The following is an 11,786-nucleotide window of genomic DNA, read 5'->3' as shown; positions in this document are numbered from 1 at the left end:
GGCCTGAAGTACTTCGTGCTGGGCGCGCTCTCGTCGGGCCTGCTGCTCTATGGCGCCAGCCTGATCTACGGCTTCGCCGGCTCCACGGTCTTCAGCGACATCGCCGTGGCGGTGCAGGGCGGCGCCAACACCGGCGTCCTGTTCGGCCTGGTGTTCCTGATCTGCGGCCTGGCGTTCAAGGTCTCGGCGGCGCCGTTCCACATGTGGACGCCGGACGTGTACGAAGGCGCGCCGACGCCCGTCGTGGCCTTCTTCGCCGCCGCGCCGAAGCTCGCCGCAATGGTGCTGTTCGCCCGCGCCCTGGCGGAAGGCTTCCCCGGCGCCACCGGCCAATGGCAGCAGGTGCTGGTCGCCATCGCCCTGATCTCGGTGGCCGTCGGCGCCTTCGCCGGCCTCGTGCAGCGCAACCTGAAGCGCCTGTGGGCCTACTCCTCGATCGCCAACATCGGCTACGCGACCCTGGGCCTCGCCGCCGGGACCCAGGAAGGCGTCCAGGCCATGCTGGTCTTCATGGTCCTGTACATGATCGACGTGACCGGCTTCTTCGCCTGCCTGGCGGCGCTGTCGCGCCAGGGCCGGTCGATGGAGTCGATCGACGACATGGCGGGCCTGATCAAGGAACAGCCCGGCATTGCGCTGGCCATGACGGCGTTCGCGCTGTCGGCGCTGGGCCTGCCGCCGTTCTCGGGTTTCTGGGCCAAGGTCTTCGTGTTCCAGGCGGCCATCGGCGCGGGCCTGTGGATCCCCGCCGTGCTGGGCCTGGTGGGCTCGGTCGTGGCCGCCTTCTACTACCTGCGCCTGATTAAGGTGATGTGGTTCGACGCGAGCGCCGGAGCGACCGATAAGCCGCCGCTTGAAGCCCGCGGCACGGCCATTGCGCTCGGCCTCTTCTCGTTCCCGCTGGTCCTGGCGGCCCTGGTGTGGATCTACCCGGCCGCCGGCCAGGCGGCGCAGGCCTTCGGGCTTGGCTGATCATCCGCCGATCGAGGCCTACGAGAGCCTCGACACCACCAACGCCGAGGCGCGCCGTCGCGCCGAGGCGGGCGAGGCGGGGCCGGTGTGGATCACCGCCGCCCTCCAGACCGCCGGCCGCGGCCGTCGCGGCCGCGCCTGGTCCACCCAGACCGGCAACCTCGCGGCGACCCTGCTGACCACGACCGACGCGCCGGCCGGCGAGGCGGCGCAGCTCTCGTTCGTCGCTGCGCTCGCCGCCTGCGATCTGGCGGACACCTGCCTAGGCGAGGGCGCCGCGCGCCTGAAGTGGCCCAACGACGTGCTGATCCACGGCCGCAAGGCCGTGGGCATCCTGGTGGAGTCCGGCGCCCGGCCGGACGGGCGCCTGTGGCTGGCGGTCGGCGTCGGGATCAACCTGGCTCACGCGCCTCAGGACGTGGAACGCCCCGCCGCAGCCTTCGCCGACTACATGCAGGGGCCTCCGCCACAGCCGCTGGCGGCGCTGGAGGTGCTGGCGTCTTCGTTCGAGCGCTGGCGAAAGGCCTGGGCCACGCGGGGCTTCCCGCCCATCGCCGAGGCGTGGACCGCGCGGGCGATGGGGCTGGGCGAGCGGTGCGAGGCCAGGCTGCCCGCCCGCACGCTGTCGGGTGTGGCGGAAGGCATGGATCCGGACGGCGCGCTGCGGCTCAGGCTGGACGACGGGGGCCTGGAGCGCATAACGGCGGGCGACGTGTTCTTCGGGGGCGTGTGAGGGCGAGATGCTGCTGGCCATCGAACAGGGCAACACCAACACGCTGTTCGCCGTGCACGACGGCGAGCGCTGGATCGCCCAGTGGCGCTCGGCCACGGAGTCCACGCGCACGGCCGACGAATACGCCGTCTGGCTTTCCCAGCTCCTCGCGATGGCCGGGCTCGCCCTGGGCGCCTTCGACGCCTGCATCATCTCAAGCGTGGTGCCGCAGTCGATCTTCAACCTGCGCAACCTCTCGCGGCGCTATCTGCACGTGGAGCCGCTGGTGATCGGCGAGAACGCCGAGCTCGGCATCGCCGTGCGCATCGACAAGCCGTCCGAGGCCGGCGCGGACCGGCTGGTCAACGCCATCGGCGCCCACATCGCCTATCCGGGCGCGCTTATCGTCATTGACAGCGGCACCGCCACCACCTTCGACGTGATCGCGGCCGACGGCGGATTCGAAGGCGGGGTGATCGCGCCGGGGATCAACCTGTCCATGGAGGCGTTGCACACCGCGGCGGCGAAACTTCCCAGGGTCGCGATCCAGAGGCCGCAGCGGGTCGTAGGCAAGGACACGGTAGGCGCCATGCAGTCGGGCGTGTTCTGGGGCTACATCGCCCTGATCGAGGGCCTGATCGCCCGGATCAAGGCCGAGCACGGCGAGCCCCTGACGGTCGTGGCCACCGGCGGCGTCGCCTCGCTCTTCCACGGCGCGACGAGCGCCATCGACAAATTCGACCCGGACCTCACGATCCGGGGCATGCTCGAGATCTACCGCCGGAACACGGCGAAGGCATAGATGGCCAAGGCAAACCAGACCGACGAACTCGTCTTCCTGCCGCTGGGCGGGTCCAACGAGATCGGCATGAACTTCAACCTGTACGGCTTCGGGCCGGCGCACGACCGCAAGTGGATCGTCGTCGATCTGGGCGTGACGTTCGGCGACCAGACCACGCCGGGCGTCGAGGTGATCCTGCCCGATCCGGAATTCATCGAGGAGTACGCCGAGCGCATCCTCGGCATCGTGCTGACCCACGCCCATGAGGACCACATCGGCGCGGTGGCCTGGCTGTGGCCCAGGCTGAAGGCGCCGATCTACGCCACGCCCTTCACCGCCTTCGTCCTCCGCGAGAAGCTCCGCGAGGCCGATCTGCTGGACGAGGCCGAGATCACCGAGGTGCCGCTGGGCGGCAAGATCGAGCTGGGACCCTTCAGCCTCGAGTTGATCACGCTGACCCATTCGATCCCCGAGCCGAACGGGCTGGCGATCAAGACGCCGCTCGGCGTGGTCCTGCACACCGGCGACTGGAAGATCGACCCTGACCCGTTGCTGGGCGGGCCGACCGACGTCGATCGGATCCGCGAGCTGGGCGACCAGGGCGTGCTGGCGATGGTCTGCGACAGCACGAACGTCTTCCAGGACGGTCATGCCGGATCCGAGGCCGAGGTGCGCGCCGCGCTGACCCCCCTCATTGGCGGTCTGAAGGGCAAGGTGGCGGTGGCCTGCTTCGCCTCGAACGTCGCTCGGATGGACAGCGTCTGCCGGGCCGCAAAGGACGCGGGCCGCCGCGTCTGCCTGGTGGGCCGCTCGATGATCCGCATGGCTTCGGCCGCCAAGCACGTTGGCCTGATGCAGGACCTGCCGGAGTTCGTCTCCGAGGCCGAGGCCAACTACGTGCCCGAGAATGAGATCCTCTATCTCTGCACCGGCAGCCAGGGCGAGCCGCGGGCGGCGCTGGCCCGGATCGCCGAGGGCACGCACCCGCACGTGAAGCTGGGCGACGGCGACCACTGCATCTTCTCGTCGCGGGTGATCCCCGGCAACGAGATCCCGATCCGCAACCTGCAGAACAAGCTCGCCGACCGCGGCGTGCGCCTCTACACCGAGCGCGACCATCCCGGCATCCACGTCTCGGGGCACCCGTGCCGCGACGAGCTGGCCGAGATGTACCGCTGGGCGCGGCCGGAGATCGCTATCCCGACGCACGGCGAGCGCCGCCACCTTCTGGAACACTGCGCGTTCGCCCGCGACCTGCAGGTGCCGCAGCAACTGGCGCCGCGGAACGGCGACATGGTGCGCCTGGCCCCAGGCCGGGCCGAGATCGTCGACGAGGTGCCCTCGGGCCGCATCTTCGTCGACGCCGGCGTCCTGACGCCCGAGAACGGCCAGGCCCTGCGCGAGCGCCGCCACGCCTCGTACAACGGCATGATCGCCGTCTCGGTCGTGATGGACGGGCGCAACAAGATCGTCGCCGGGCCGCAGGTGCGCGCATTGGGCCTGCCGGCCGACGAGGACTATCCGCTGGAGGAGGCCCTCGACGACCTGGCCGAGGAGGCGGAGGCCGCCCTCGGCCGTCTGAAGGGCGAACAGCGCGAGCTCGACCAGGAGGTGGAGACCGCGATGTCGCGCGCCGTGAAGAAGGCCAGCCAGCGCATCTGGGGCCGCCGTCCCGTGGTCGAGACGACGGTGCTCAGGGTGTGAATTCCCCAGCGTGATCTCGCGCCGGCCGGCGGGGCGGCGTATACGCACGCCATGATCGGGAAACTCAATCACGTGGGCGTCGCCACGCCTTCCATCGACGACGCGGTGAAGCTCTATCGCGATGTGCTGGGCGCCACGAAGATCGGCGAGAAGTTCGTCATGCCCGAGCAGGGCGTCTGGGTCTGTTTCGTCGACCTGCCGAACAGCCAGATCGAGCTGATCGAGCCGGCCGGCGACAACTCGCCGCTCAAAGGCTTCCTTGAAAAGAACCCCGCGGGCGGGCAGCACCACATCTGCTTCGAGGTGGAAGACATCATCGCCGCGCGCGACGAGATGGCCGCCAGGGGCGCGACCGTGCTGAACAACGGCCAGCCGCGCATCGGGGCGCACGGGACGCCGGTGATCTTCGTCCACCCGAAGAACATGGGCGGCGTGCTGGTCGAACTGATGGAAACCCCGAAGGGAGCCCACTGATGGGGCCGATCACCGCCATCGCGATCTATCTGACGATCTGGTGGACGGTGCTGTTCGCGGTGCTGCCCTGGGGCGTGCAGAGCCACCACGAAGCCGGGCTCAATAAGGGCGACGGCGGCGATCCGGCCGCCCCGGTGGACCCCAAGATCAAGCAGAAGTTCATCACCACCACCTGGATCTCTGCGATCGTGTTCGCCCTGGTGTGGCTGGTGATCCGGTTCCGCCTGGTGACGCTTCCGTCGCTGCCGTCGGGCTATTAGGGAGCCGAAACGCGACAGCCGCGTTGCCAAGCTTCCGGGGGCGGGGGTATCAACGCGCCTCCTTCCTGCCCAGAATCCCTAGTTGAATCCTTAGGACACCCGAGACGATGCGGCTTTCGCGTTACTTCATGCCGACGCTGCGCGAGGCGCCTTCGGACGCCCAGATCGTCTCGCATCAGCTGATGCTGCGCGCGGGCATGATCCGCCAGGAGGCGGCCGGCATCTACGCCTGGCTGCCGCTGGGGCTGAAGGTGCTCAAGAAGATCGAGCAGATCGTCCGCGAGGAGATGGACCGGGCCGGCGCCATCGAGGTGCTGATGCCCACGCTCCAGCTTGCCGACCTGTGGCGCGAGAGCGGCCGGTACGACGACTACGGCGAGGAGATGCTGCGCATCAAGGACCGCCACGAGCGGGACCTGCTGTACGGCCCCACGGCGGAAGAGGTCATCACCGACATCTTCCGGGCTTATGTGAAGTCCTACAAGGACTTGCCGAAGAATCTTTACAACATCCAGTGGAAGTTCCGCGACGAGCGCCGGCCCCGTTTCGGGGTGATGCGCGGCCGCGAGTTCCTGATGAAGGACGCGTACTCGTTCGACGTCGACGAGGCTGCGGCGCGGCGCTCGTACAACCGGATGTTCTGCGCTTACCTGAATGTCTATTCGCGGCTTGGGCTGAAGGCCATCCCGGTGCGCGCTGACACGGGCCCCATCGGCGGCGACCTCAGCCACGAGTTCATCATCCTGGCCGAGACCGGCGAGAGCGAGGTCTTCGCGCACCGCGACCTGGTGGAGATGGGCGCGCCGGGTCCCGACATCGACTGGGACGGCGATCTGGAACCTCTGGTGCAGCAGCGCACCCGCCTGTACGCCGCCAGCGACGAGATGCACGACGCCGCGCGCTTCGAGGCCGAGGCGCCCGAGGACAAGCGGATGACTGCCCGCGGCATCGAGGTCGGCCACATCTTCTATTTCGGCGAGAAGTATTCGAAGCCGATGAACGCCAAGGTCACAGGCCCGGACGGCAAGGACGCGCCTGTGCACATGGGCTCGTATGGCGTCGGGGTTTCGCGTCTGGTCGCGGCCATTATCGAGGCCAGTCACGACGAGGCCGGCATCATTTGGCCGGACAGCGTCGCGCCCTTCGGCGCCGCCGTCGTCAATCTGCGCCCCGGCGACGCCGCGGTCGACCAGGTCGCCGAAGAGGCCTATCGGGCGCTGCAGGCGGCGGGCAAGGAGCCGCTGCTGGACGACCGGGACGAGCGGCCTGGCGCCAAGTTCGCGTCGCTCGACCTCGTCGGCGTGCCCTGGCAGCTGATCGTCGGCCCCAAGGGCGTGGCCGAGGGCGTGGTCGAGCTGAAGCGCCGGGCCACGGGCGAACGCCAGAACCTGCCGCTCGAGGCGGCCCTGAAGGCGATCACCGGGTGACGAACGCCAGCGCCGCCGCAGCTCCAGCCGCCGGCGTCCGGGCGCCGGCCTTCGGCTACTGGGAGCGGATGCTCGCCGGTCGGTACCTGCGCGCCAAGCGCAGCCAGGGCGGCGTGGCGCTGATCTCGGTCATCTCGTTCATCGGCATCATGCTGGCCGTGGCGGTGCTGATCATCGTCATGAGCGTGATGAACGGCTTCCGGTCCGAGATGCTGACCCGCATCCTGGGCTTCCAGGGGCACGTCTACGTCACCGGCGGCCTCCTGGACGGGTCGGAGCGAGACGCCGCGGTGATGCGGCTTCGCCAAGTTCCGGGCGTCATCCAGGTGGCCCCCATCGTCGAGGCCCAGGCCATCGCGCTCGGCCCGACGCAGATCTCGGGCGCCATCGTCCGGGGCATCAGCCCCAAGGACCTGCAGGCCAGCCGGATGGTCTCGGGCAACATCACAAAGGGCTCGCTGCGCGACTTCGGCGTCGGCGAGTTCGGCGGCGAGACCATCGTCGTAGGCGCGCGGCTGGCCGAGTCGCTCGGTGTGGCGCCGGGCGACGTGCTGACCCTCATCTCACCTTCCGGCGGCGCCACAGCTTTCGGCGGCACGCCGATGCAGAAGGAGTACGTGGTCGGAGCCACCTTCGCCGTGGGGATGAGCCAGTACGACCAGGCCTACATCTTCATGCCGTTCGAGCAGGCCCAGCTGTTCTTCGGCCGTGAGGGGACGGCCGACGCTATCGAAGTGCGCGTCAACGACCCTGACCAGGCGGCCAAGATGAAGCCGCAGATCGGCATGGCGGCGGGACCGGCGGGCATCGTCACCGACTGGACCCAGCGCGACAGTTCGTTTTGGGGCGCGCTGAAGATCGAGCGCGTGATGATGCGCCTGATCCTGATGCTGCTGGTGGCCATCGCGGCCATGAACATCATCTCGGGCTTGGTCATGCTCGTGAAGAACAAGGGCCGCGACATCGCCATCCTGCGGACGATCGGAGCCGGGCAGGGGGCCATCCTGCGGATCTTCTTCATGGCCGGCGCCAGCATTGGGGTGCTGGGCACGCTGGCCGGTTTGCTGCTGGGGATCGTGTTCTGCGCCTACATCACGCCCATCCAGCACGCGCTGGAGATGGTCACGGGCGCTGTGCTGTTCTCCTCGGACGTCTATTTCCTCGACCGGGTGCCGGCCAAGCTCGACTGGATCGAGGTCGCGATCGTCACCGGCTGGGGCCTGGCCATGAGCTGCCTGGCGACGCTGCCGCCGGCCTGGCGGGCCAGCCGCCTCGATCCCGTGGAGGCCCTCCGGTATGAGTGAGCCGGTGCTGTCGATCCGCGGACTGGAGCGCACCTACCGCACGGCGGCGGGGCCGCTGACGGTGTTGCGCGGCGTCGACCTGGACCTGCGTCCGGGCGAAATCGTCGGGCTGATCGGTCCCTCGGGCTCGGGCAAGTCATCCCTGCTGCACGCCGCCGGGCTGCTGGAGCATCCCGACGGCGGCCGGATCACGGTCCTGGGCCGCGACTGCACGGACCTGGCGGAGCGCGAGCGCACCCGAGTCCGCCTGGCGACGGTGGGGTTCGTCTATCAGTTCCACCACCTACTTCCCGAGTTCTCGGCCCTCGACAATGTGGCGCTGCCGCAGATGATCGCGGGCAAGAGCCGCACCGTCGCGCGCGACCGGGCCGCCATGCTGCTGGCGGAACTGGGCCTTCGCGAGCGCACGCACCACCAGCCGGCCCAGCTCTCCGGCGGCGAACAGCAGAGGGTGGCCATCGCCCGCGCGCTCGCCAACGGCCCGCGCGTCCTGCTGGCCGACGAGCCCACCGGCAACCTCGACCCCAAGACATCGGAAGGCGTGTTCGAGAACCTCTATGCGCTCGCCCGCAAGCAGGGCGTGGCCGCCCTGGTGGCCACGCACAACCTCGAGCTCGCCGGCCACATGGATCGGGTGCTGGCGCTGAAGGACGGCCACCTGGAGCCTTGGCGGAAGCCCTAGCGGCCCTGCGCCGATGGCGTGACCATCTCGATCAGCTTGATCAGCGCTTCCCCGGCCGCCTCGACATCGGCGAGGACATAGGTGCCGCGCAACTCGACGATGTAGTCGCCGCGCCGCATGAACATCACCTCCTGCATCAGCCCGCCTTTGTCGACCCACGCCCGACCGGCCTGGATCGGCCACTTCGGACCGGTGGGAGGATCGCGCAGCTTGCGGGGCGCCTCCAGCGAGCGCTCAGCGTCAGCAAGCTGACGAGCGAAGTAGGCCTTGTCGGCGCTTCGGTCGGGGACCCGGCTGACGAAGATGCTGGTGAAGCTCTCATCGGTCGCCAGGCTGCAGTGGAGGTCGAGGGCGACGTCAGTAGCGTTCAACACCGCCGCGCGAAGCCGCTCGAACTTCCCAAGCGCCGCCGGACATACGAAGCCGGAGCCCCGCAGCTTCCAATCCTGCTCGATGGCGCCCGTGAAGAAATGGCCGTCGGGACCATACAGATGAGCGGGGCGCGCAGGCCTGATCGTAGCCGGACGGAAGAGTTCGGCATGCGTGCCTGACACTGTTTCGCGGAACAGGGTCACGGTGTCGCCGCCAGCCAGCACTGCAAGCGGCGTGCGGGTTGACTCCACGACCGCCCTCACGTCGTCCGCGAGTTGGCGGGTGTCGGGCAGGTCGTCGTAGATCTGGAAGACGAAGTGCTCTCCGTCGGCGAGCCCGACCAGGTAATAGGCGGGCCGCAAAGCCCCGGGCGGAAGGCCTTGCCGGCTCCGGCTCCATGCGAGCGCGTCGGGCAGGGCAGGCCCCCTGGCCAGATAGAAGAAGGCCTCCCGGCCCGGCGTCCGCACCCAGCGCGGCGGCGCGCGACCTTCCGCGCCAGCGATCGTCCAGACGACCGCCCCCGCCTCGAACCGGGCGAGGCTGCAGGGTTTGGCCGCTTCGATGTCCGCCGTCGGCCACGTGTCCGCGCCCGACGTGTCGTGAAGGGCCAGAAACACGCCCGCCGACAGCGCGGCCTGTGTGTCGCCGTCCAGGCGTTCGGCCAGTTCAAGCGGCTTGCCTTGGCCCGCCGGCGGCGCCGCGCAGGTGGGCGAGACCGGCTCCAGCTGAAACAGCCGCGATTCCGTTTCCGTCGCAGCCGCGCTTCCGCCCAGGAGCGCCATGGCCAGCGCCGCCGTCAACAATCTCATGCCCAGCTCCCGCTCTCCTCCTCGTCCACATACAGGCTTGACGATGAGAACAAAAGAGGAATAGGAACGAAAGCGGAACTGCTCACCGGTTGTCCACAAGGACGCCCACAGAAGGATGCGACACATGGTTCGTCTGGCCCGAGAATCGCTGGCCTTTGGGTCGGTCGCGAGCTTTGTCTGGATGGTGTGCCAGGTGGCGTCTCTCGTGAGCTGACGCCATGCGAATGGGGGAGCGGGCCAGTTTGAGCGAGGACACGAGCCAGGGCTTCGTCCACCTCCGGGTCCGGTCCGCCTATTCGCTGCTGGAAGGCGCGATCAAGGCCGACAAGATCGGGGATCTCGCCAAGGGCTGGCACATGCCGGCCGTGGGCCTGACCGACCGGGCCAATCTGTTCGGCGCCCTGGAGTTCTCCGTCGCCACAAAGGGCTCGGGCGTTCAGCCGATCATCGGCTGCGCCTTGCCCGTGACCGGGATCGGCGACCGCCCGCCCGAGCGCTGGGCCAAGACGCCCACCGTCGTCCTGCTTGCCCAGAACGAGCAGGGCTACCTCAATCTCTGTGAGCTCTCGTCGCTGGCCTACCTCGAGGTGGACGCCTCCGAGGAGCCGAACGTCCACTGGTCGAAGGTCTGCGAGCGCTCGGCCGGGCTGATCCTGCTGTCAGGCGGGCCCGACGGGCCCGTGGACCACCTGTTCGCGGCGGGCAAGGACAAGGAAGGCCGCGCGGCGCTCGCCGAGATGAAGCGCGCGTTCGGCGACCGCTTCTATGTCGAACTGCAGCGGCACGGCATGCCGGCCGAGGCGGCCGCCGAGGGCGGGCTGGTGGCCTTCGCCTATGACGAGGACGTCCCCCTCGTCGCCACCAACGACGTCTATTTCAAGAACGTCCAGATGCACCAGGCGCACGACGCCCTGCTGTGCATCGCTGACGGCAGTTTCGTGGGTCAGGACGAGCGCCGCCGCGTCACGTCCGAGCACTGGTTCAAGTCGCCGGCAGACATGCGGGCGCTGTTCCAGGACCTGCCCGAGGCCTGCGACAACACCCTGGATATCGCGCGGCGCTGCGCCTTCATGGTGCACAAGCGCGATCCGCTCCTGCCCAGCTTCCCCACCGAAGGCGGCCGCAGCGAGGCCGAGGAGCTGGCCCACCAGGCGCGCGAGGGGCTGAAGTCGCGCATGGCCCGCGGTCAGGCCAACGCCTATCCGCCCGAAGAGTACGAGGCCCGCCTGGAGCGCGAGATCCAGGTCATCACCCAGATGGGATTCCCGGGCTACTTCCTGATCGTCTCGGACTTCATCAAATGGGCCAAGGCGCGCGGCATCCCGGTGGGGCCGGGGCGGGGCTCGGGCGCGGGCTCGCTGGTGGCCTATGCGCTGACCATCACCAACCTCGACCCCTTGCGCTACGGCCTGCTGTTCGAGCGCTTCCTGAACCCCGAGCGGGTCTCGATGCCCGACTTCGACATCGACTTCTGCCAGGAGCGGCGGGAGGAGGTGATCAACTACGTCCAGCAGCGCTACGGCAGGGACAAGGTCGCCCAGATCATCACGTTCGGCACCCTGCAGGCGCGCGCCGTGCTGCGCGACGTAGGTCGGGTGATGCAGCTGCCGCTGGGCCAGGTGGACCGGCTGGCCAAGATGGTGCCGGCCAACCCGGCGAACCCGGTGACCCTGGCTCAGGCTCTCGAGATCGAGCCTCGCCTGAAGGAAGAGCGCCAGCGCGACGAGGCGGTGGACCGGCTGCTGAACGTCGCCCTGCAGCTGGAAGGGCTCTACCGCAACGCCTCGACCCACGCCGCCGGGGTGGTGATCGGCGACCGCCCGCTCACCCAGCTGACGCCGCTGTACCGCGATCCCCGCTCCGAGCTGCCGGCCACCCAGTTCAACATGAAGTGGGTCGAGAGCGCGGGCCTCGTGAAGTTCGACTTCCTCGGCCTGAAGACGCTCACCGTCATCGACCGGGCGGTAAAGCACCTTGAGAAGCGCGGCGCCGCGGTCGACATGGACGCCCTGCCGCTGGACGACGGCCCCACCTACGAGCTGATGAGCAACGCCCAGACGATCGGCGTCTTCCAGCTTGAAGGGCAGGGCATGCGCGACACCCTGCGCCAGCTGCGGCCGGGGTCGATCGAAGACGTCACCGCCATCGTGTCGCTGTACCGGCCGGGCCCGATGGACAACATCCCGGCCTTCGTCGACTGCAAGTTCGGCCGCAAGCCCATCGACTACCTGCACCCGAGCCTGGAAGGGGTGCTGAAGGAGACCTACGGCATCATCGTCTACCAGGAAC

The 11,786-nt window shown here is 68.9% G+C and carries 12 protein-coding genes; 11 read left to right on the top strand and 1 reads right to left on the bottom strand.

Features of this window, described 5'->3' with window-relative positions; all coding sequences use genetic code 11:
* The 9 genes from RIF93_RS13895 to RIF93_RS13855 all read left to right on the top strand — a co-directional run.
* Positions 1-972, top strand: a 972-nt coding sequence (locus RIF93_RS13895; protein ID WP_309092047.1) for an NADH-quinone oxidoreductase subunit N, incomplete at its 5' end; no start/stop codon positions are given.
* Positions 965-1,705 carry a biotin--[acetyl-CoA-carboxylase] ligase gene (locus tag RIF93_RS13890; protein WP_309092046.1) on the top strand — a complete coding sequence of 247 codons (741 nt, stop codon included), beginning with the start codon at positions 965-967 and terminating at the stop codon, positions 1,703-1,705. The genes RIF93_RS13895 and RIF93_RS13890, both read left to right, overlap by 8 nt.
* 7 nt (positions 1,706-1,712) lie before the next feature.
* The gene (locus RIF93_RS13885) at positions 1,713-2,486 is read left to right on the top strand and encodes a type III pantothenate kinase (RefSeq protein ID WP_309092045.1); all 774 of its coding nucleotides are present in this window, start codon (positions 1,713-1,715) and stop codon (positions 2,484-2,486) included.
* Complete coding sequence (locus RIF93_RS13880) at positions 2,487-4,169, top strand: ribonuclease J (RefSeq protein WP_309092044.1); 1,683 nt, start codon at positions 2,487-2,489, stop codon at positions 4,167-4,169.
* A gap of 51 nt (positions 4,170-4,220) precedes the next feature.
* Positions 4,221-4,643 carry a methylmalonyl-CoA epimerase gene (gene mce / locus RIF93_RS13875; RefSeq protein WP_309092043.1) on the top strand — a complete coding sequence of 141 codons (423 nt, stop codon included), beginning with the start codon at positions 4,221-4,223 and terminating at the stop codon, positions 4,641-4,643.
* A complete protein-coding gene (locus RIF93_RS13870) occupies positions 4,643-4,903 on the top strand; it encodes a DUF1467 family protein (protein WP_309092042.1) in 261 nt (86 codons plus the stop codon). Before mce ends, RIF93_RS13870 begins: the two co-directional genes overlap by 1 nt.
* Positions 4,904-5,010: 107 nt before the next feature.
* Positions 5,011-6,330 (top strand): proline--tRNA ligase, encoded by a 1,320-nt coding sequence (gene proS / locus RIF93_RS13865; protein ID WP_309092041.1) that lies wholly within the window; start codon positions 5,011-5,013, stop codon positions 6,328-6,330.
* Between the two features lie 68 nt (positions 6,331-6,398).
* Positions 6,399-7,634, top strand: a complete 1,236-nt coding sequence (locus RIF93_RS13860) for a lipoprotein-releasing ABC transporter permease subunit (protein ID WP_309092048.1) — start codon at positions 6,399-6,401, stop codon at positions 7,632-7,634.
* Positions 7,627-8,316 (top strand): ABC transporter ATP-binding protein, encoded by a 690-nt coding sequence (locus tag RIF93_RS13855; protein ID WP_309092040.1) that lies wholly within the window; start codon positions 7,627-7,629, stop codon positions 8,314-8,316. Before RIF93_RS13860 ends, RIF93_RS13855 begins: the two co-directional genes overlap by 8 nt.
* Here the strand turns inward: RIF93_RS13855 and RIF93_RS13850 are convergent.
* Positions 8,313-9,470, bottom strand: coding sequence for a hypothetical protein (locus tag RIF93_RS13850; RefSeq protein WP_309092039.1), 1,158 nt, complete (start codon positions 9,468-9,470; stop codon positions 8,313-8,315). The genes RIF93_RS13855 and RIF93_RS13850 overlap by 4 nt on opposite strands.
* Before the next feature lie 142 nt (positions 9,471-9,612).
* On the opposite strand from RIF93_RS13850, the gene sidA reads away from it, so the two are divergent.
* Together sidA and dnaE are read left to right on the top strand one after the other, a co-directional pair.
* Complete coding sequence (sidA, locus tag RIF93_RS20750; RefSeq protein WP_375163882.1) at positions 9,613-9,711, top strand: cell division inhibitor SidA; 99 nt, start codon at positions 9,613-9,615, stop codon at positions 9,709-9,711.
* A gap of 28 nt (positions 9,712-9,739) precedes the next feature.
* A partial coding sequence (gene dnaE, locus RIF93_RS13845; protein ID WP_309092038.1) for a DNA polymerase III subunit alpha occupies positions 9,740-11,786 on the top strand: 2,047 nt, incomplete at its 3' end.

The sequence above is a fragment of the Phenylobacterium sp. genome (genome assembly GCF_031181185.1).
Classification (GTDB): Bacteria; Pseudomonadota; Alphaproteobacteria; order Caulobacterales; family Caulobacteraceae; genus Phenylobacterium.
This window is presented reverse-complemented; position numbering and strand designations above follow the sequence as displayed.

What these genes read in the sequence shown, in the direction of transcription:
- RIF93_RS13855 (WP_309092040.1), top strand. Translation starts at nt 7,627, where the DNA reads ATGAGTGAGCCGGTGCTGTCGATCCGCGGACTGGAGCGCACCTACCGC.
- RIF93_RS13885 (WP_309092045.1), top strand. Translation starts at nt 1,713, where the DNA reads ATGCTGCTGGCCATCGAACAGGGCAACACCAACACGCTGTTCGCCGTG.
- mce (WP_309092043.1), top strand. Translation starts at nt 4,221, where the DNA reads ATGATCGGGAAACTCAATCACGTGGGCGTCGCCACGCCTTCCATCGAC.
- sidA (WP_375163882.1), top strand. Translation starts at nt 9,613, where the DNA reads ATGCGACACATGGTTCGTCTGGCCCGAGAATCGCTGGCCTTTGGGTCG.
- RIF93_RS13870 (WP_309092042.1), top strand. Translation starts at nt 4,643, where the DNA reads ATGGGGCCGATCACCGCCATCGCGATCTATCTGACGATCTGGTGGACG.
- RIF93_RS13860 (WP_309092048.1), top strand. Translation starts at nt 6,399, where the DNA reads ATGCTCGCCGGTCGGTACCTGCGCGCCAAGCGCAGCCAGGGCGGCGTG.
- RIF93_RS13880 (WP_309092044.1), top strand. Translation starts at nt 2,487, where the DNA reads ATGGCCAAGGCAAACCAGACCGACGAACTCGTCTTCCTGCCGCTGGGC.
- RIF93_RS13850 (WP_309092039.1), bottom strand. Translation starts at nt 9,470, where the DNA reads ATGGCGCTCCTGGGCGGAAGCGCGGCTGCGACGGAAACGGAATCGCGG.
- proS (WP_309092041.1), top strand. Translation starts at nt 5,011, where the DNA reads ATGCGGCTTTCGCGTTACTTCATGCCGACGCTGCGCGAGGCGCCTTCG.